Source organism: Pseudomonas juntendi (assembly GCF_021560075.1).
Taxonomy (GTDB): Bacteria; Pseudomonadota; Gammaproteobacteria; order Pseudomonadales; family Pseudomonadaceae; genus Aquipseudomonas; species Aquipseudomonas juntendi.
In genome coordinates, this window is the sequence record NZ_CP091088.1 from 786152 (window position 1) to 805369 (window position 19218).

The 19218-nt window shown below is 63.9% G+C and carries 16 protein-coding genes and 1 riboswitch; of the genes, 12 read left to right on the forward strand and 4 right to left on the reverse strand.

The features are described 5' to 3' along the window. Positions 1–11: 11 nt before the first annotated feature. Positions 12–1178 carry a 1-acyl-sn-glycerol-3-phosphate acyltransferase gene (locus tag L1P09_RS03630; RefSeq protein ID WP_235768503.1) on the reverse strand — a complete coding sequence of 389 codons (1167 nt, stop codon included), beginning with the start codon at positions 1176–1178 and terminating at the stop codon, positions 12–14. A 124-nt stretch (positions 1179–1302) separates the two neighbouring features. Here L1P09_RS03630 and L1P09_RS03635 point away from each other — a divergent pair, with 124 nt between their 5' ends. The 4 genes from L1P09_RS03635 (at position 1303) to L1P09_RS03650 (ending at position 3298) form a co-directional block, all read left to right on the forward strand. Further along, a complete protein-coding gene (locus tag L1P09_RS03635; RefSeq protein ID WP_009682943.1) occupies positions 1303–1485 on the forward strand; it encodes a CPXCG motif-containing cysteine-rich protein in 183 nt (60 codons plus the stop codon). Continuing rightward, complete coding sequence (locus L1P09_RS03640) at positions 1485–1745, forward strand: putative signal transducing protein (protein WP_235768940.1); 261 nt, start codon at positions 1485–1487, stop codon at positions 1743–1745. The genes L1P09_RS03635 and L1P09_RS03640 overlap by 1 nt, the downstream gene beginning before the upstream one ends. Before the next feature lie 15 nt (positions 1746–1760). Continuing rightward, positions 1761–2381: an SOS response-associated peptidase gene (locus tag L1P09_RS03645; protein WP_054903936.1), complete on the forward strand. Its 621-nt coding sequence runs from the start codon at positions 1761–1763 to the stop codon at positions 2379–2381. Between the two features lie 98 nt (positions 2382–2479). Next, complete coding sequence (locus L1P09_RS03650) at positions 2480–3298, forward strand: M48 family metallopeptidase (protein WP_054903937.1); 819 nt, start codon at positions 2480–2482, stop codon at positions 3296–3298. A 43-nt stretch (positions 3299–3341) separates the two neighbouring features. Here the strand turns inward: L1P09_RS03650 and L1P09_RS03655 are convergent, their stop codons facing one another. From L1P09_RS03655 to L1P09_RS03665, 3 genes are all read right to left on the reverse strand, one after another. Next, positions 3342–3926 carry a TMEM165/GDT1 family protein gene (locus tag L1P09_RS03655; RefSeq protein WP_009682938.1) on the reverse strand — a complete coding sequence of 195 codons (585 nt, stop codon included), beginning with the start codon at positions 3924–3926 and terminating at the stop codon, positions 3342–3344. An 88-nt stretch (positions 3927–4014) separates the two neighbouring features. Next, positions 4015–4155: riboswitch (yybP-ykoY riboswitch) on the reverse strand. A gap of 38 nt (positions 4156–4193) precedes the next feature. Next, positions 4194–5192 (reverse strand): class I SAM-dependent methyltransferase, encoded by a 999-nt coding sequence (locus L1P09_RS03660; RefSeq protein WP_009682937.1) that lies wholly within the window; start codon positions 5190–5192, stop codon positions 4194–4196. Between the two features lie 54 nt (positions 5193–5246). After that, entirely contained in the window at positions 5247–6212 is a 966-nt protein-coding gene (locus L1P09_RS03665; RefSeq protein WP_029887160.1) for a 2-hydroxyacid dehydrogenase, read from the reverse strand. Positions 6213–6422: 210 nt separating this feature from the next. Here L1P09_RS03665 and L1P09_RS03670 point away from each other — a divergent pair, with 210 nt between their 5' ends. The 8 genes from L1P09_RS03670 to L1P09_RS03705 all read left to right on the forward strand — a co-directional run bounded on the left by L1P09_RS03670 (position 6423) and on the right by L1P09_RS03705 (position 19214). Next, entirely contained in the window at positions 6423–8105 is a 1683-nt protein-coding gene (locus L1P09_RS03670; RefSeq protein ID WP_054881703.1) for a fatty acid--CoA ligase, read from the forward strand. Positions 8106–8436: 331 nt separating this feature from the next. Then, on the forward strand, positions 8437–10323 hold the full coding sequence (locus L1P09_RS03675) for a DUF1302 domain-containing protein (RefSeq protein ID WP_009682933.1): 1887 nt from the start codon (positions 8437–8439) through the stop codon (positions 10321–10323). Positions 10324–10348: 25 nt separating this feature from the next. Beyond that, positions 10349–11713 (forward strand): DUF1329 domain-containing protein, encoded by a 1365-nt coding sequence (locus L1P09_RS03680; RefSeq protein WP_054881702.1) that lies wholly within the window; start codon positions 10349–10351, stop codon positions 11711–11713. A gap of 780 nt (positions 11714–12493) precedes the next feature. Beyond that, positions 12494–15211, forward strand: a complete 2718-nt coding sequence (locus L1P09_RS03685) for a LuxR C-terminal-related transcriptional regulator (RefSeq protein WP_235768504.1) — start codon at positions 12494–12496, stop codon at positions 15209–15211. Between the two features lie 158 nt (positions 15212–15369). After that, on the forward strand, positions 15370–16977 hold the full coding sequence (locus L1P09_RS03690) for a response regulator (RefSeq protein WP_054881933.1): 1608 nt from the start codon (positions 15370–15372) through the stop codon (positions 16975–16977). Then, positions 16974–17666 (forward strand): sensor histidine kinase, encoded by a 693-nt coding sequence (locus L1P09_RS03695; RefSeq protein ID WP_009682688.1) that lies wholly within the window; start codon positions 16974–16976, stop codon positions 17664–17666. The genes L1P09_RS03690 and L1P09_RS03695 overlap by 4 nt, the downstream gene beginning before the upstream one ends. Before the next feature lie 72 nt (positions 17667–17738). Further along, the gene (locus L1P09_RS03700) at positions 17739–18383 is read left to right on the forward strand and encodes an MBL fold metallo-hydrolase (RefSeq protein WP_029887745.1); all 645 of its coding nucleotides are present in this window, start codon (positions 17739–17741) and stop codon (positions 18381–18383) included. A gap of 108 nt (positions 18384–18491) precedes the next feature. After that, entirely contained in the window at positions 18492–19214 is a 723-nt protein-coding gene (locus L1P09_RS03705) for an OmpA family protein (protein WP_029887746.1), read from the forward strand. Positions 19215–19218 lie beyond the last annotated feature (4 nt).

The following is a 19218-nucleotide window of genomic DNA, read 5'->3' on the forward strand; positions in this document are numbered from 1 at the left end:
CCCGCAATCGGTCAGGCAACCGGCGCCTGCTGCCTGACCTGGTACTGGTTGCGCACCGGTGTCGCATACTGCAATACCAGGTACGGCCGCTGCTCTTCAGGGCAGGCCGCCAGCCGACGTTGCCATTCTTCCTTGGCCTTGGCCAGTTCGTCGGCCGGGAACATCTGTTCGGCGCCAGGTACCTGCAGGGCTTCGTCCTTACCCTCCCACATTGCGTAGGCCAGGTAATGCACCGGGAACAACCGGTAGCCAGCCAGGATCTGGCGGTCGATCTCCGCGGCCAGCTGCTTGGTATCCTCGTAGTACTCGGTCACCGGTGGCGCGAAGTTGATGTGCACCCGGCCCTTGTAGCCGGTGATGCCCTTGGCGATGCTGTTGTCGTCCTCCCCTGGGGCCTTCTGGTAGCTGCCAGTGGTAGCGCGGATATACAGCTCGCGGGCTTTGGCCTGGTCGCACGGGTCGTACTCGTAGCTGATCGACACCGGCGTCAGGTTCAGGCTCTGGATGACGGCGCCAAACGCCTCGTCCTTGCGGCTCATGTGGAACATCTTGAGGATCGCCGAGTCGGTGCGGTCGTCACCGTCCTTGGCGCGGCCCTCGGCCTGGGCGATCCAGATCGAGGTGGCGTCGTTGCGGATCGAGTGGTTGATGTAGGCCGAGAGCAGCTGATAAGCCGCCAGCTTTTCACGGAGCCCGCTGATCGAACGGTGCACGATGAAACTCTTGTTCAGGCGCATCATGTCGCTGACGAACGGCTTTTGCAGCAGGTTGTCGCCAATGGCGATGCGCGGCGTGGGCAGGCCGGCGTGGTACACCGCATAGTTGACGAAGGCCGGGTCCATCACGATGTCGCGGTGGTTGGCCAGGAACAGGTAGGCCGTACCTGCCTTCAACTGCTCCACACCGGAATAGGTGACGCCGTCGGTGGCGCGGTCGATGGTCTGGTCAACGTAGTACTCGACCTTGTCCTGCAGGGTGGAAACGCAGGTCACACCGGCGAATTCCTTGCGCAGGCGGCGGGCGATCAGCGGTTTGAGCAGCCAGCCGAAAGCCCCGGCTGCCCGCGGGAAGCGGAAGTGGGTGAGGATATCGAGGAATGCCGGGTCGCTGAGCAGGCGGGCCAGAACCGCAGGTACCTCAGCGTCGTCGTAGGGTCGGATGGCATCGAATTCGCCCATCATGCTCTCTTGTTGGAAACGGCTAGGGTAATAAACAGGGGCAGGCTCCGAAAAACGGCTCGGACGCACACGGGCCCCGTAAACAGACCGACAATTATACGCATAAGTCACCCCGGAGGCCGCGATGCTCGAAACTGCGTTCTACGATTGCCCTTATTGCGGCGAAGAGGTCGAAACCACGGTGGACCTGTCCGGTGGCGATCAGGAGTACATCGAGGACTGCCAGGTGTGCTGCAGGCCGATTCGTTTCGTGCTGCAGGTGCATGGCGAGGAATGGATGCTGGATGTCTACGGCGAGAACGAATGATGCGGCGGATCTACGAACCGGAGAACCTGCTTGAAGCCGAAATGCTGGCCGGGATGCTCGCCAGTGAAGGCATCGCGGTGCAGGTGGTGGGCCGTGACCTGATCGGTGCAGTCGGCGAGCTGCCCATGCAAGGGTTGCTAGGGCTTGCGGTCGCCGATGAGCAGGCCGAGTACGCACGGCAGCTGATCGATGCGTACAATGAAGCCCAGCCACTGTTTGGCGACGAACCGGAGAGTATCCCCGGTACCTTGATCTGCTAGGTTCTGAATTCGCTCATGTGTGGACGTTACGCCCTGTTTCGCTGGCCCCAGGCCCTTGCCAGCCTGCCGGGGTTCCCCGCGGGCCAGCCGGCCCAATGGAATATTGCACCTGGGGCATCGGTGCTGATCCAGCGCCAGCTTGACGGCCAGCAGCAACTGGCCATGGCGCGTTGGGGGCTGACCCCGGCGTGGCTCACCGACCTGTCCCGCACCCCCGCTCATGCCCGCGCCGAAACCCTGGCCGAGCAACCGATGTTCCGTGAGGCGTTTCGCCAGCGCCGCTGCCTGATGCCGGCCAACGGCTTTTACGAGTGGCGGGGCACGGTACGCAAGCGTCCTTATTGGCTGACGCCGGGGGAGGGCGCCTCGTTGTACTTTGCGGCCATATGGGAAGCCTACCCCGTGCAGGACCAGGTGTGGCTGAGTTGCGCGGTGGTGACCCAGGCGGCCCTGAACCAGCGCCGGCCGCTGATCCTCGACGATGCGGGCCAGGCTGCCTGGCTCGATCCGGATACGCCGGTTACCCGCTTGCACGAACTGCTGGCCAGCCCGCCTGCGCCACTGCGCGAAAGGGCCTTGGCGAATTTCGTCAACGACCCGAAGCTGGATGCGCCGGAGTGTCTTACCCCGCTTTGATGGGTGGCCGGTGCTGGTGATGAAAATCTTCCCTGCGGCTATGGCGGCTACCGGCGAGTCGGCCTAGGATACGGCGCATGCAAAAAGGGAGTGTTTTCATGCGTAAGTCTTTTGTCGTCAGCCTGTTGAGTGCTGGCATCGTGCTGGGCGGCTGCCAGGCGGTGAATACCACCAGTGGCGGTGCTGTCGGCGTCGAGCGCCAGCAGTACATGTTCAGCATGCTCTCCACCGATGAAGTCAACCAGATGTACGCCCAGTCGTACCAGCAGACCCTCGGTGAAGCCTCCAGCAAGGGGGTGCTCGACAAGTCCAGTGCCGATGCCAAGCGGGTGCAGGCCATCGCCAGCCGGCTGATTGCCCAGGCCCCCAAGTTCCGCCCGGATTCCGCGCAGTGGGACTGGCAAGTCAACGTGATCAAGAGCGACGAACTGAACGCCAACTGCGGCCCTGGCGGCAAGATCATCGTGTATACCGGCCTGATCGACCAGCTCAAGCTCACCGATGCGGAAATTGCCGCCGTTGTCGGTCACGAAATCGCCCACGCCCTGCGTGAGCACAGCCGCGAGGCGATGTCCAAGGCCTATGGTGTGGAAATGGCGCGCCAGGGGGCGGGTGCCATCTTTGGCCTGGGCCAGAACAGCATGGCCATTGCCGACACCGTGGTGAACTACGCCATGACCCTGCCCAACAGCCGGGCCAACGAAAACGAAGCCGACCTGATCGGCCTGGAGTTGTCGGCCCGTGCCGGCTACGACCCGAACGCCGCAATCACCTTGTGGAACAAGATGAGCAAGGCGTCCGAAGGCGCCCCGCCCGAGTTCATGAGCACTCACCCGGCATCCTCCAGCCGCATTGCCTCGCTGCAGGCGGCCATTCCCAAGGTGATGCCGCTGTATCAGGCCGCGGCCAAGCCATGATCGCTTGAAGCGTGGGGGCGCACGGCGCCCCCGTGTTTTCCGGTTACCCGACCCAGCCACTGGCCTTCATCGCCGAGTACACGGCCACGATCGCCAGTACGAAGAACGCCGCGGCCGCCAGGCGACGGATCAGCGTCAGCGGCAGCTTGTCGGCTGCAAAGTTGCCCGCCAGCACCACGGGTACGTTGGCAATCAGCATGCCCAGCGTGGTGCCGATGATGACCATGATCAGGTGCGGGTATTGGGCCGCCAGCATTACGGTCGCGACCTGGGTCTTGTCACCGATTTCGGCGAGGAAGAACGCAATCAGCGTGGTCAGGAACGGGCCGAAGCGGCGCGCCGGGTTCTCGTCATCGTCCATTTTGTCCGGTACCAGGGTCCAGAGCGCCGTGGCGGTGAAGCTCGCGGCCAGGATCCAGTGCAGGGCCGAATCGCTGAAGAAGCTACCGACCCACGCCCCTACGGCACCGGCTGCGGCATGGTTGGCCAGGGTGGCGGCGATGATACCGGCAATGATCGGCCATGGCTTGCGGAAGCGCGCGGCGAGAATGAGTGCGAGCAGCTGCGTCTTGTCGCCGATTTCGGCGAGCGCAACGATGGCGGTGGGGACCAACAGAGATTCCAGCATCAGGATTCCTACGGGGGGCGGGTCGACACGGCTATGACACGTACAGCCTTCCCGCCCCGGGTAAGGTGTGCGTGTCATAGGTCTTGTCAAACCCCGGATCCGTCTATGCGGATCTCTCCATGCACGTGGGCATGGGGGTCGCACGCGCCATGGTCTGTGGACCAAGTATGTTGACGCGTACCGGGCGAGCGGTGGGCTCGCGGGAGACTACTCCCCTAGGACGGAGCGGATTCTGCCTTGGCAAAACGCTTTCGGCAAGCGCTGTTTTCAGCCATGCACGGCCTGGTAGATTCGGAAGCCTTCCGCCTCGTCGCGTATCTGGCAGTTGCCCAGCGCCCCTTCTATCAGCGGCTGGTAGCGCAGGAAGCTATTGGCAACCAAGCGCATTTCGCCCCCTTTTCGCAGATGAACCGCTAATTTTCTCAGCAAGTTTTCCGAGGCCTGGTAATTGGTGTGCACCCCGGTATGGAACGGCGGGTTGCTGAGAATCAGGCTCAGGTCGAGCGGTGCTGCATCAATGCCATCACCGCTGATCACCTCACCTTCCAGGCCGTTTGCAGCCAGGGTCAGACGGCTGGCAGCCACGGCGAAGGCATCCACGTCCAGCAACGTCACCCGGTTGTGCGGGTAACGGCGCTTGACCGTGGCCCCCAGCACCCCGGCACCGCAACCGAAGTCCAGCATGTGGCCGCTGGGCAGGTTGTCCAGGTGCTTGAGCAGCAGCGCAGTGCCGCGGTCCAGGCGGCCGTGGCTGAACACACCGGGCAGGCTGACCACTTGCAGCGGGCCGTCTTCCAGGGCCAGTTCGAAGCGCTGGGCCAGGCTCTGCAGCGGTGTCGCCTGCGGGGCCTGGTCGACCGTCACCTGCCACAGCTGGCAATGCCGCGCGCTGTCAAGCTTGCGCGGCTTGCCGAAAGCCTGCAACAGCTTGGCCGCGCCCTCGATGCCACCGCGTTTTTCACCGACCAGGTACAGCGCGCGACCCGCCAGGCGGGAAGCCAGGGCGTTGAGCAGGTAGGCGGCCAATTCGCGGGATTTGGGCAGGAACAGCACGGCGCTGTCGAACGCGCCCGCCGGGGGCTCTACGCCATACTGGCTGCGGCCCGCAAAGCGGCCTTCGAGCACGGCCTGGTCGCCGGCGTGCCACGACCAGGCGCGGGCTTCGGGCAACTGCCCGAGCAAGCCGTCGGCGGGGGCGCCTGCGAGCAGCAGCGGGCCCTGGAACAGCTCCGCCTGGCGGAGCAATACTTCACTGCGCGGGTCCATGAACGACGCCTCCTGGAAAAAAGTGGCGCAGTGTAGCAGAGCCCGGCGCCTGGCTCAGCTGACCACGCGGCGTGGCTGCCCGGCGAAAAAGGCCTGGGCGTTCTCGCTGAGCTGGCCGACGATACGCTGGCGCGCCTCCACCGCGCCCCAGGCGCTGTGTGGGGTGATGATCAGGCGCGGGATACCGGCTTCGAGCAGCGGGTTGCCGTTGACTGGCGGCTCCACGCTCAATACGTCGGTGGCAGCGCCGCCCAGGTGGCCACTGCGCAGCGCATCGGCCAGGGCCTGCTCATCGATCAGGCCGCCGCGCGCGGTGTTCACCACCAGCGCCCCAGGCTTGAGCAGGGCCAGCTCGCGCGCCCCCAGCATGTGCCGGGTGTGCTCATTCAAGGGGCAGTGCAGGGTCAGCGCGTCAACCTGCGGCAACAACGCCTCCAGCGGCAGCCGGTCGGCGCGCTGCGGGCGGCCGGGGATCAGCCCGCTCAGTACGCGCATGCCGAACGCTTCGGCCAGCCGCGCCACCGCGCCGCCCAACTCACCGTGGCCAAGCAGGCCAAGGGTTTTGCCCTGCAGTTCGACAATCGGGAAATCCAGCAGGCAGAACTGGTTGGCCTTGGCCCATTGCCCCTCTGCCACCGCCTGGTGGTAGTCGCACAGCCGCGTGGCCAGCGCCAGCAGCAGCGCGAGGGTGTGCTGGGCGACAGACGGCGTGCCGTAGCCCTGGCAGTTGCACACCGTGATGCCCTGGGCGCGGGCGGCGGCCAGGTCGACGTTGTTGGTGCCGGTGGCGGCCACCAGAATCAGCTTCAATTGCGGATTGGCGGCCAGCACGGCGGCGTCGAGCACAACCTTGTTGCTGACCACCGCTACCGCGCCCTGCAGGCGCTCGGCGACCTGTTCCGGGGCGGTGGCGGCGAACAGCTCGAACTGGTCGAACTGCTGCTGCAGGGGCGACAGATCCAGGTCGCCGAGGTCCAGGGACTGGTGGTCGAGAAACACGGCGCGACGCGGGCTGGGCATGAACATCTCCTGGGCAGGGGCGGGTTTGTGGTGGGCTCCCGGCGCAGTGTCCAGCTCAACCTCGCCGCCCGTCAACGCCTTGCGGCTCATACCTTGGCCAGGCAAATCATTCCTTCGGCTGATTTGGCCGTCACATTGGCGAACTACAGTAACTCCCCAGATCAGCTCCCCACCGACTTTTCCGGCCCGCTTCCAAGAAAAGGGATATCCATGTTGCAGACCCGCATCATCAAGCCCGCCGAGGGCGCCTATGCCTATCCATTACTGATCAAGCGCCTGCTGATGTCTGGCAGCCGCTACGAGAAGACCCGCGAAATCGTCTACCGCGACCAGATGCGGCTGACCTACCCACAGCTCAACGAGCGTATCGCCCGGCTGGCCAACGTGCTGACCGAGGCCGGGGTCAAGGCCGGTGACACCGTGGCGGTCATGGACTGGGACAGCCACCGCTACCTGGAATGCATGTTTGCCATCCCGATGATCGGCGCCGTGGTGCATACCATCAACGTGCGCCTGTCACCCGAGCAGATCCTCTACACCATGAACCACGCCGAAGACCGGGTGGTGCTGGTCAACAGTGACTTTGTCGGCCTGTACCAGGCCATCGCCGGGCAGTTGACCACTGTCGACAAGACCGTGCTGCTGACCGATGGCCCGGCCCAGGCCGCCGAACTGCCCGGGCTGGTGGGTGAGTACGAACAACTGCTCGCCGCTGCCAGCCCGAGCTACGACTTCCCCGACTTCGACGAGAACTCGGTGGCGACCACGTTCTACACCACTGGCACCACCGGCAACCCCAAGGGCGTGTACTTCACCCATCGGCAGCTGGTGCTGCACACCCTGGCCGAGGCTTCGGTCACCGGCAGTATCGACAGCGTGCGCCTGCTGGGCAGCGATGACGTCTACATGCCGATCACGCCGATGTTCCACGTGCATGCCTGGGGCATTCCCTACGCGGCCACCATGCTCGGCATGAAGCAGGTGTATCCCGGTCGTTACGAGCCCGAGATGCTGATCAGGCTGTGGCGTGAAGAGAACGTCACCTTCTCCCACTGTGTGCCGACCATCCTGCAGATGCTGCTCAATTGCCCGACTGCCCAAGGCCAGGACTTCGGCGGCTGGAAAATCATCATCGGCGGCAGCTCGCTGAACCGGTCGCTGTACCAGGCGGCGCTGGCCCGCGGCATCCAGCTGACCGCAGCGTACGGCATGTCCGAGACCTGCCCGCTGATATCCGCCGCGCACCTGAACGACGAGTTGCAGGCCGGCAGTGAGGATGAGCGCGTCACCTACCGTATCAAGGCCGGGGTGCCGGTACCGTTGGTGGAGGCGGCGATTGTCGACGGCGACGGCAACTTCCTGCCCGCCGATGGCGAAACCCAGGGCGAGCTGGTGCTGCGTGCACCGTGGCTGACCCAGGGTTATTTCAAGGAGCCGGAAAAGAGCGAAGAGCTGTGGCTGGGCGGCTGGCTGCACACCGGCGACGTCGCCACCCTCGACAACATGGGTTACATCGACATACGCGACCGTATCAAGGATGTGATCAAGACCGGTGGCGAGTGGGTGTCGTCACTAGACCTGGAAGACCTGGTCAGCCGCCACCCGGCCGTGCGCGAAGTCGCGGTGGTGGGGGTGGCCGACCCGCAGTGGGGCGAGCGCCCGTTTGCCCTGCTGGTGGTGCGCGAGGGCATGGCGATCGATGCGAAAGCGCTGAAGGACCACCTCAAGCCGTTCGTCGAGCAAGGCCATATCAACAAATGGGCGATTCCCAGCCAGATCGCCGTTGTTACTGAAATTCCCAAGACCAGTGTCGGCAAGCTGGACAAGAAGCGCATACGCCAGGACATCGTGCAGTGGCAGGCCAGCAACAGCGCCTTCCTGTCCACCCTGTAAACCTGGGGCGGGTCGCGTGCGACAGAACGCGACCCGCGTTCTAGAGCGGCTGGCGCCTTGCCAAATGGTAAAAATGCGCCATCCTTGAGCACTGCCAGCACGCGATCAAGGAAAAAACCCAACGAGTGGTTGGCACGGAGCGCAAATCACACTTTAGAGGGATCAAGCGCCTGTGCCTTGCTGGCTATAGTCGGGGCCAGGGGATTTTCAGGAATGGGGCAGGGCGTCACGCGCTAGCCGTGCCGCCGCAGGCGCAAGCCTGCAAACCGGTCACTCGGCCGTTCTTGAAAGGACTCACTGCCATAACAATAAAGTACATGGAGTAGCGTCGATGAAATCTGCAAATCCGTTCTGGCGCCGGGCCAAGCTGCCCTTGGCCGTCAGCATCGCTTCCACGCTCGCAAGTCCTGCTTTCGCTGTCAGTTTCAACATCGGTGAAATCGAAGGCCAGTTCGACTCGTCGCTCTCCATTGGCGCCAGCTGGTCGACCGCCAACCCCAACCGGAACCTGATCGGGGTGAACAACGGCGGCAAGGGCCTGTCGCAGACCTCCGACGACGGTCACCTGAACTTCAAGAAGGGCGAAACCTTCTCCAAGATCTTCAAGGGTATCCACGACCTGGAGCTCAAGTACGGTGATACCGGCGTATTCGTGCGCGGCAAGTACTGGTATGACTTCGAGCTGAAGGACGAAGGTCGCGAATTCAAGGACATCAGCGATTCCAACCGCAAGGAAGGGGCCAAGTCGTCCGGCGCCGAACTGCTCGACGCCTTCGTCTACCACAACTACTCGATCGGTGATCAGCCGGGCTCGGTTCGCCTCGGCAAGCAGGTGGTCAGCTGGGGCGAAAGTACCTTCATCGGTGGCGGCATCAACGCGATCAACCCCATCGACGTGTCGGCGTTCCGCCGCCCGGGTGCCGAGATCAAGGAAGGCCTGATTCCGGTCAACATGTTCTACATCTCCCAGAGCCTGACCGACAACCTGTCGGCCGAGGCCTTCTATCAGCTGGAGTGGGACCAGACGGTCGTCGACAACTGCGGCACGTTCTTCTCGCAACCCGACATCATCGCCGATGGCTGTACCGACAACCTGCGCGTGCTCAACAGCAGCCGCACGGTACCGGGCGCCGCCCAGCAGTTTCTTGCCACGCGCGGCGTGAACATCAACGAAGAGGGCGTGATGGTGCGCCGTGGTGCCGACCGCGATGCGCGTGACAGCGGGCAGTTCGGTGTGGCCATGCGCTACATGTTCGAGCCGCTGGACACCGAGTTCGGTGCCTACTTCATGAACTACCACAGCCGTGCGCCAATCTTCAGCGCCACAGGGGCCGCACCTTCGGTATTTGCAGGGCTCAGCGCGCTGCCTGCGCAACTGCGGGCGCTGGCGCCGCTGATCGTGGCCGGCAATTCCGAGTACTTCGTCGAATACCCGGAAGACATTCGCCTGTATGGCTTGAGCTTCTCCACCACATTGCCCACTGGCACCGCCTGGAGCGGCGAAATCAGCTACCGGCCCAACGCACCGGTGCAGCTCAATACCACGGACATCCTGTTTGCCGGGGTTCGCCCGATTGGTGGCGCATTGAGCAACGCCTCGCTGCTGACAGGCACCCCTGGCCAGGACCTGCATGGCTACCGTCGCAAGGAGATCACTCAGTTCCAGACGACCCTCACGCACTTCTTCGACCAGGTGATGGGCGCCAGCCGCATGACCGTGGTCGGCGAGCTGGGTGTGACCCACGTCGGTGGCCTGGAGAACGCGCACGATACCCGTTACGGCCGTGACCCGGTATTCGGCCCAGGACCGCTGCCCGCCACCGGCGGCGCAGATACCTGCCAGGCACTCAACAGCAGCACCATCGCCGGCGCGGGTGCGGGTGCCTCCACCGCCAACCTGAACCGCAAGTGCGAGAACGACGGCTACACCACCAGCACTTCGTGGGGCTACCGCGCCCGCGTGATCTGGGACTACAACGACGTGTTCGCCGGGGTCAACCTGAAACCGAGCGTGGCCTGGTCGCACGACGTGTCGGGCTATTCGCCAGGCCCTGGCGGCAACTTCGAGGAAGGCCGCAAGGCAGTCAGCCTGGGCCTGGACGCGGAGTACCAGAACACCTACACGGCGAGTCTGTCGTACACCAACTTCTTCGACGGCAAGTACAGCACCGTGGATGACCGCGACTTCGTCGCCCTCAGCTTCGGCGTGAATTTCTAAGCCCACAGATCCAGGACAACACGACATGAACAAGACCAGAAGTCTGCTGCAAGCCGGTGTGCTGGGCCTGTCCCTGCTGGCGACCAGCGTCATGGCTGCGGTATCCGCCGACGAGGCGGCCAAGCTGGGTAGCACGCTGACCCCGATGGGCGCCGAAAAGGCCGGTAACGCCGATGGTTCGATCGGCCCATGGCAGCCCTTGTCGAAAACCGCAGGCAGCGTCGATGGCAAAGGCTTCCTGTCCGACCCGTACGGCAGTGAGAAGCCACTGTTCACCATCACTGCGCAAAACGCCGAGCAGTACAAGGACAAGCTCTCGCCAGGCCAGATGGCCATGCTCAAGCGTTACCCGGACACCTTCAAGATCCCGGTATTCAAGACCCACCGCGGTTCCACCGTGCCTGCCGACGTGTTCGCCGCCATCAAGGAGAACGCCACCAAGACTACCCTTGTGGAAGGCGGCAACGGCCTGAGCAACTTCCGCACCGCGATACCGTTCCCCATTCCGAAAAACGGCCTGGAGGTGATCTGGAACCACATCACCCGCTACCGGGGTGGCAGCGTCAGCCGCCTGGTTACCCAGGCCACGCCGCAACAGAACGGCTCCTTCAACCCCGTGTACTTTTCTGACCAGTTCGTCTTCCGCGACAAGATGAAGGATTACGACCCGAACAACCCGGGCAACATCCTGTTCTACTTCAAGCAGGAAGTTACCGCCCCGGCGCGTCTGGCCGGTACCGTACTGCTGGTGCACGAAACCCTCGACCAGGTCAAGGATCCGCGCAAGGCCTGGATCTACAACGCCGGCCAGCGCCGAGTGCGCCAGGCGCCACAGGTGTCGTACGACGGCCCGGGTACCGCCGCCGATGGCCTGCGCACGTCGGACAACCTGGACATGTACAACGGCGCGCCAGACCGCTATGACTGGAAGCTGGAGGGCAAGAAGGAGCTGTACATCGCCTCCAACGCCTTCAAGCTCGATGACCCCAAGCTCAAGTACACCGACATCATCAAGGCCGGGCACATCAACCAGGACCTGACCCGTTATGAGCTGCGCCGTGTCTGGCATGTGGTCGCCACACTGAAGCCGGGGCAGCGGCATATCTACGCCAAGCGTGACTTCTACATCGACGAAGACACCTGGCAGGCCGCAGTGATCGACCAGTACGATGGCCGTGGCCAGCTGTGGCGCGTGTCCGAGGCGCACGCCCAGCCTTACTACAATGTCGAGGTACCGTGGTACACCCTGGAGGCCATCTACGACCTGCAGTCTGGTCGTTACCTGGCGCTAGGTATGAAGAACGAAGAGAAGCGTGCTTATGACTTCGGCTTCAGTGCCAGCAAGGCCGACTTCCAACCGGCGGCACTGCGTCAGTCCGGCATTCGCTGAGCAGAACGCATTCAAGCGTCGGTTTACCGTAATGTTGTTCACTTGTGTGTGATGTCACACTGATTGGGGCTGCTGCGCAGCCCATCGCGACACGAGGCCGCTCCTACCAGGACCGTGCAGTTCTTGAGGCCTGCGCTGTACCTGTGGGAGATTCTATGGTTCCTGGCAAGGGTAGCCGGAGCATCTTCAGCGCCTGTGAGATCGAGCGCCGCCCGCGCGGCGCAATCGCGAGCTGCGCTCGCTCCTACGTTTGTTTCGGGCCAGTAACCCCTGTGCCAGATGCGCGCGACCGCCTTGTTCGTACGACGTGATAATGAGGCATGCGCCAAGGCGTTCGCGCACAAATCCCACAGGCATAATTGGCCCGAAACAAACGTAGGAGCGAGCGCAGCTCGCGATGCGCCGCGCGGGCGGCGCTCGCTCTAACAGGCGCTGCATACCTTGTGGCAAACACCTGTCAGCCCTGATGCGATCCCTGTGGCTGCCTTGCCTGCGATGGGCCGCAATGCGGCCCCAGTTGCTTGAGGGAGCAGCATTACCGGTTTACCGGGGCGTTTTCATTGGCCGCTCTATGCCCTCGGCGTGCAAGCCTGAACGGGCGATAAGTCCGCTGAATACCTGCCCAAACCCGCCGCCCACCCCCGTGTCCATCAGCCATGTCGCTTTTTGTCGCAGTCTTTTCTATGGCAATTGTTTCCATCATCTTCAAATGCGTAGCGTTACCGGCTAGTCTCGCAGGCATCCATATCGCCGTAGTCTTCCAACCAGAACGAGCCGGCCATGACAGAACTGTCCCGCACGCATGGATTCGCGACTCAGGCCTTGGGCCTGCTGGACGGGCGTTTCTTCCGGCCGCCATTGCCGGACGGGCACGTGCCGCGCCCGCGTTTGTGCCAGCGCTTGTACGCCGGCCTTGGTGGCCGCTTGCTGCTGGTCAATGCGCCGGCCGGCTTCGGCAAGAGCTCGCTGGCCATCGAGTTCTGCGAGTCGCTGCCCGATCACTGGCGCAGCCTCTGGCTGGGCCTGAGCCAGCGCGATGCCGACCCTGGGCGCTTTCTCGAGCGGCTGCTCGAAGGCCTGCAGCAGTACTGCCCGGCCTTGGGCGGCCAGGCCATGGGCCTGTTGAAAATGCGCCAGCGCCATCAGCCATTCGCCTTCGAGGAGTGGCTCGATGGCCTGCTCGACGAGCTGGCGCAGTACCTGCGTGCCGATACGCCGTTGCTGCTGGTGCTCGACGACTATCACCTGGCCCAGGGGCCGGTGCTCGACCGCTGCCTGCAGTTTTTCCTCAACCACCTGCCGCCGGGCCTGGTGTTGCTGGTTACCAGCCGGCAACGGCCGGACTGGCACCTGGCACGTCTGCGCCTGTCACGGCAGTTGGTGGAGCTCAACGAACAGGAGCTGCGGCTGACCGCCGAAGAAGCGCTGGCGGTGATCGGTCGCCAGCCCAACGGCTTGCGAGGCCAGGCGCTGGACAACCTGATCCAGCGCAGCGACGGGTGGGTGGCAGGGTTGCGCTTCTGGCAACTGGCGGTCAGCGAGAGCGCCGACGAGCAGGGCTTGCCACAGGCCCTGCACGGGGGCGAGGGCCTGATCCGCGACTATCTGCTCGAAGAGGTCATCGACATGCTGCCTGCCGACGTGCAGGCCTTCCTCGATGAAACCGCCTGCCAGGAGCGCTTCTGCGCCCCGCTGTGCGATGCGTTGCGGGGGCGCGACGACAGCGCCGCGATCCTGCGCTTCTTGCAGGCACACCAGGTGTTCCTGGTACCGCTGGACGAGCATGGCCACTGGTTCCGCTACCACCACCTGTTCTCCGACCTGCTGCGCAGCCGCCAGGCCAGTGAGCCACTGGCCGACCTGCACCTGCGTGCCTGCCGCTGGTTCGAGCGCCAGGGGTTGCTGGATGAAGCTGTGGAGCAGGCCCTGCGTGCCGGCCACCTCGACGTCGCTGCCGATCTGGTACAGAGCCTGTCCGAGGAACAACTGCTGGCCGAACAGAATGTCGGCATGCTGCTGCGCTGGAAGATGGACCTGCCCGACAGCCTGCTGATCAGTACCCCGCGGCTGATCGTGCTGTACAGCTGGGCGCTGGGCCTGGCCTGCCAGCTGGACGCGGCTGAAGAACTGGCAGGCCACCTCAGCCGCTTCCTGCCTGCACCTTCGGCGACCGCGCAAAAGTCCATGCTGGCCCAGTGGCTGGCACTGAGCGGTGTCATCGCCCGTGGCCGCGGTGATCGTGAGCGCACCCTGGCCTATTGTGGCGAAGCCCTGCAGAGCCTGCCCGGCAAGCGCTATGGGCAGCGCCTGGTCTGTTTGTCGACGTTGTCCAACCTGGCGATTGCCGATGGCGACTTCTGGCGCGCCCGTGGCTGGAACCGTGAGGCGCTGGAGCTGGCCCAGCGGGTCGGCAACCCGTTGTTCGAGGCGTTGGCGCATTATGATCGGGCGCGGGTGTTGCACGCCCGTGGCGAGGTGCTGCGCGCACTGGATGAAGTGCGCCAGGGGCTGCAGCGTCTGCAAGGGCTCTCGGCGCAGCGGCTGTATGCGGTGCGCGCCCGCCTGACGCTGTATGAAGGCTACCTGCTGGTCTCGCGCCTGCAACCGGCCCAGGGCCGTGCACGCTTGCGCGCGGGGTTGGGCGAGGCACGTGCCTGCCGCGACATGAGCGTGCTTATTGGCCACTGCGTGATTGCCACCCTTGATGGGCGCGACGGGCAGTTCGCCGAGGCCTTTGCCGAACTGGCCGAGGCGGAACGGCTGATGCATATCTGGGATGTGCCGCCGGTTTACTACCTGGCCATGATCACCCTGGTCAAATGCGAGCTGTGGCTGGCCCAGGGGCGCGTCGACCTGGCCGAGTCCTGGTTGCTGCGCCTGGGCCAGACCTATGGCGGTGAGCAGCCGGCGGCGGCGCCAGAGTTTCACCCGCTGCTGCCGGTGCATATCGCCCTGCAGCAGGCGCTGCTCGAACGTGTGCTGTCACGCCGCACAGAGGCGCTCGAGCGCCTGGCCGGGCTGGTCGAGCGCGGCCAGGCCAGCGGCGGCATGATGCTCACCGTCAGCGCGCTCAGCCAGTGGATGCTGCTGTTGCTGGACGAAGGCCGCGATGGCCAGGCCGCGCAGTTGTTGCCCGGCTTGCTGGAGGCCGCACGCGGGGGCGTGCTGCAACCGTTCCAGCCGTTGCTGCAACGGCACCCGCAGTGGCTGCAAGAGCAGTTGCTGGCCAGGGCCGGCTGCCCGGTGCAGGTCGACCTGCTGGGGCATTTGCCAGCGTTGCCAAGCGCCCCATGCGGTAGCAGCGAGGCCCTGAGCGGGCGGGAGCTGGCAGTCCTCGAACTGATCGCCCAAGGTTGCTCCAACCAGCAGATCAGCGAGCGCTTGTTCATTTCCTTGCACACGGTCAAAACCCACGCCAGCCATATCAACAGCAAGCTGGGCGTGGAGCGGCGGACCCAGGCGGTGGCCAAGGCCAAGTCACTGGGGTTGCTGGCGTAGTGCTGGCGGTGCTGGCTACCGCCCGTTAAAGTAATGGCCTCGGGCCATGTTCGCGGCCGATAATGCTCGATGCTCATCTTTCCCGGCCAGCTGCCGATACAGCGATCGGTGGCATCGCCTCGCGCGATTTTTCAATCATTCCAGGGCAGGTCGTGTTGATGCTGCAGTACGGGCAAAAGAGCTTTCTGATCGTCGACGATTTCACCGACTTTCGCACGTCGACCCGGTCCATGTTGCGCGAGTTGGGTGTGCGCGACGTCGACACCGCCGACAGCGGCGAGCAGGCGCTGCGCATGTGCGCGCAGAAGCGCTATGACTTCATCCTGCAGGACTTCCACCTGGGCGATGGCAAGAAGAATGGCCAGCAGGTACTCGAAGACCTGATCATCGACAAGCACATCAGCCATGAGTGCGTGTTCATCATGGTCACCGCCGAGAGCAGCCAGGCCATCGTTCTCAGTGCCATCGAGCACGAGCCCGACGCCTACCTGACCAAGCCGTTCAACCGGGTGGGGCTGGCCCAGCGGGTCGAGAAGCTGTTCCAGCGCAAAACCCTGCTCAAGCCGATATTGCAGGCGCTGGACCGCAACCGCCCGGGCGAGGTGCTGGCGGCATGCGCCGAGCTGTGCAAAAGGGACCCGCGCCTGGCACCCCTGTGCCTGCGCTACCGGGCCGATGCCTTGCGCAACCTCAACCGCTTCGATGAGCTGGAGAAATTCCTCAAGGCCATTCTCGCCAGCCGCCCGCAACCGTGGGTGTACGCGGCGCTGGGGGCCCTGATGCACAAACGTGGCCAGAATGCCCAGGCCCAGGGCGTCTACGAGCAGGCGCTCAAAGCCTTCCCGATCATGCCATCCTTGTACGATGGCATGGCCGAAGTGCTGGTGGCCCAGGGCGAAAGCAAGCGTGCGCAGAGCCTGCTGGAAGAGGCTGTGCGCCTGTCGCCACTGTCGGTGCGGCGGCAGTCGACCCTGGGCAAGCTGGCGTTGGAAAACGAAGACTTCGAAAGCGCTTCCAAGGCCTTCCGCCATGCGGTGAACCAAGGGCAGAGTTCGCGCTACAAAGACCCGGAAAACAACCTGGGCCTGGTGCAGGCGCTGATGAGCAAGAATGCAGGCTTTGGCCTGGACGCCCGTACCCGCGTCGAGATCAACACCACGCTCAGTGAAGTGGCCAAGGAAAACCCCGAAGACCAAGGCTTGCAGGTGCGTGCGCGGATGATGAAGGCCGCCAGCCTGCAACAGGCCGGTGACCCGGAGACGGCTGCCAAGCTGACCGATCAGGCCATTCTGCGCCTGGACAAGATGAACCAGTTCTTCTCGGTCGATTCGGCCCTCACCGTCGCCGCGCAGTTGCAGGCGATGGGCCAGGAAGCCGCCGCCATCGGCGTACTGAAAAGCTGTGTGGAAAGTTATGGCGATGACCCCAAGGTCATGGAAAAAGTGGGCAAGCTGACGGACGACCCGAGTGTGCTCAACGCCATTACCGAAGCGGTCACCCTCAATCGCCAGGGTGTGCGCAGTTACCAGGGAGGGCAGCTCGGCGAGGCGTTGCAACTGTTCCGCAAGGCGCTGGGTCTACAGCCCAGGAACATCAGCATCGCCCTGAACACCGCCCAGGCGCTGCTGCGCATTGGTGGTGAAACCCCCCAGCCCGCGATCATGCAGGAATGCCGCGACGCCTTGACCAGCGTGGCCGGTATCCCTGCCAGCGACAATCGCTATGACCGTTACCGCAAACTGCACATCCGAGTGTTCGGCGCATGAATCAAGACAATCAGGGGCTGGATTTTTCCACGGTGATCGCCTCCACCGTGCACGACCTCAAGAGCTCCCTGGCGGCGTTGATCCAGTGCCACGGCCAGTGGGTGGAGCGTCTGCCCGAGGAACTGCGCGGCGGCGCCGAGCAAGGGATCATGGAGCACGAGTTTCGTCACCTCAACGGCATGCTGGTGCAGCTGCTGGGGTTGTACAAGCTTGGTGTGAACCAACTGCCGGTGTGCCCGGACTACCACGAACTGGACGATTTCATCGAGGCCCAGCTGGCGGCGCATGAGGAAGTGCTCAAGCACAACGATATTCTCGCCACCTGGCGCATCGACACGGATAACCCGCTGGGTTTCTTCGACCGCGAGCTGGTGGCCTCGGTGATCGCCAACGTCATCACCAATGCCACCCGCTTTGCCGGGCATGCCTTGTTGATCAGCATCGAGGAGGCGGACAACCAGTTGGCCATTTGCGTGAACGATGACGGCCCGGGTTATCCACAGCGTATGCTCGACCGCCAGGAGGAATATACCCAGGGTATCGACTCGACCAGCGGCAGCACCGGCCTGGGGCTGTACTTTGCTGCACGCATCGCGGCGCTGCATGAAAGTGGCGGGGTGCGTGGGCGCATCGAGATCTCCAATGGCGGTGCACTGGGCGGTGGCTTGTTCAAGTTGTTTCTGCCGTAGGGATTGGGGTGCACCTGCCGGCTTTTCCTGGCAGGCTTTGCGCAGAACCCCGGCTTTACCTGCGAGAACACCATGACCCAAGCCCTGCCTGCGCTCATCCGCGAAACCTTCCCTGTCGGGCCTTTGCAGTGCAACTGCACGCTCATCGGCGACCCGTTGAGCAAAAAGGCCATCGTCGTCGACCCGGGCGGTGATCCAGACAAGATTCTGGCCCGCCTGCAGGCCCATGGCCTGACGCTGGTGAGCATCATCCACACCCACGCCCACTTCGATCATTTCCTCGCCTCGGGCAAGCTCAAAGCGCTGACCGGTGCCACGCTGCATCTGCACAAGGCCGACCAGGCGCTGTGGGACAACCTGGAGATGCAGTGCCAGATGTTCGGCGTGCCCTACACCCCGGTGCCGTCGCCTGATCGCTGGCTGGCCGATGACGAAGAACTGGCGTGCGGCTGCGGCGTGGCCTTGCATACACCCGGGCACACGCCCGGCTCGATGAGCTTCTGGTTCGCCGACGCCAAGCTGTTGATCGCAGGTGACACCTTGTTCCGTCGGGGTATTGGCCGCACCGATTTGTGGGGTGGCGACCAGCGGGCCATCGTGCGCTCGATCAAGGAGCGGCTGTACCGGCTGGACGAGGAGGCCACCGTGGTCACCGGCCATGGGCCTGATACCCGGCTGGGTGACGAGATGCGCGAAAACCCGTTCGTGCGTGCCTGATGGCACATGAAGGCGCTTTCATGGAATTTTTCGTTGCCGGTGCGTTCCAAGGCTGGCATAGATGCATTTGCGATCTGTCGCATTCATGAATTGAGTAGGAGCTTGTCCATGTTCACCATGCGTCGTCTGATTATCGTCGCAACTGCCGCTGCCCTGATGACCGGCTGTGCCAGTCAGAACCCTTACGACAACCAGGGGCAGGCGCAGGGCTCTACCGGGATGAGCAAGACCGCCAAGTACGGTGGCCTGGGTGCGCTGGCCGGTGCGATCGCCGGTGCCGCCATCGACCACAACAACCGTGGCAAGGGCGCCCTGATCGGCGCTGCCGCCGTGGGCGCTGCCGCCGCCGGTTATGGCTACTATGCCGACAAGCAGGAAGCCGAGCTGCGCGCGCAAATGGCAAACACCGGTGTGGAAGTGCAGCGCCAGGGTGACCAGATCAAGCTGATCATGCCGGGCAACATCACCTTCGCCACCGATTCGGCCAACATCGCGCCAAGCTTCTACCAGCCGCTGAACAACCTCGCCAGCTCGTTCAAGCAGTTCAACCAGAACACCATCGAAGTGGTCGGTTTCACCGACAGCACCGGCAGCCGCCAGCACAACATGGACCTGTCCCAGCGCCGGGCGCAGGCCGTCAGCACCTACCTGACTTCGCAGGGTGTGGACAGCTCGCGCCTGTCGGTACGTGGCATGGGCCCGGACCAGCCGATCGCCAGCAACGCCGATGCCAATGGCCGTGCGCAGAACCGCCGTGTCGAAGTGAACCTGAAGCCGATTCCAGGCCAGCAATATGACCAGCAGCAGGGCCAGGTGCAGCAGTATCCCTGAATAG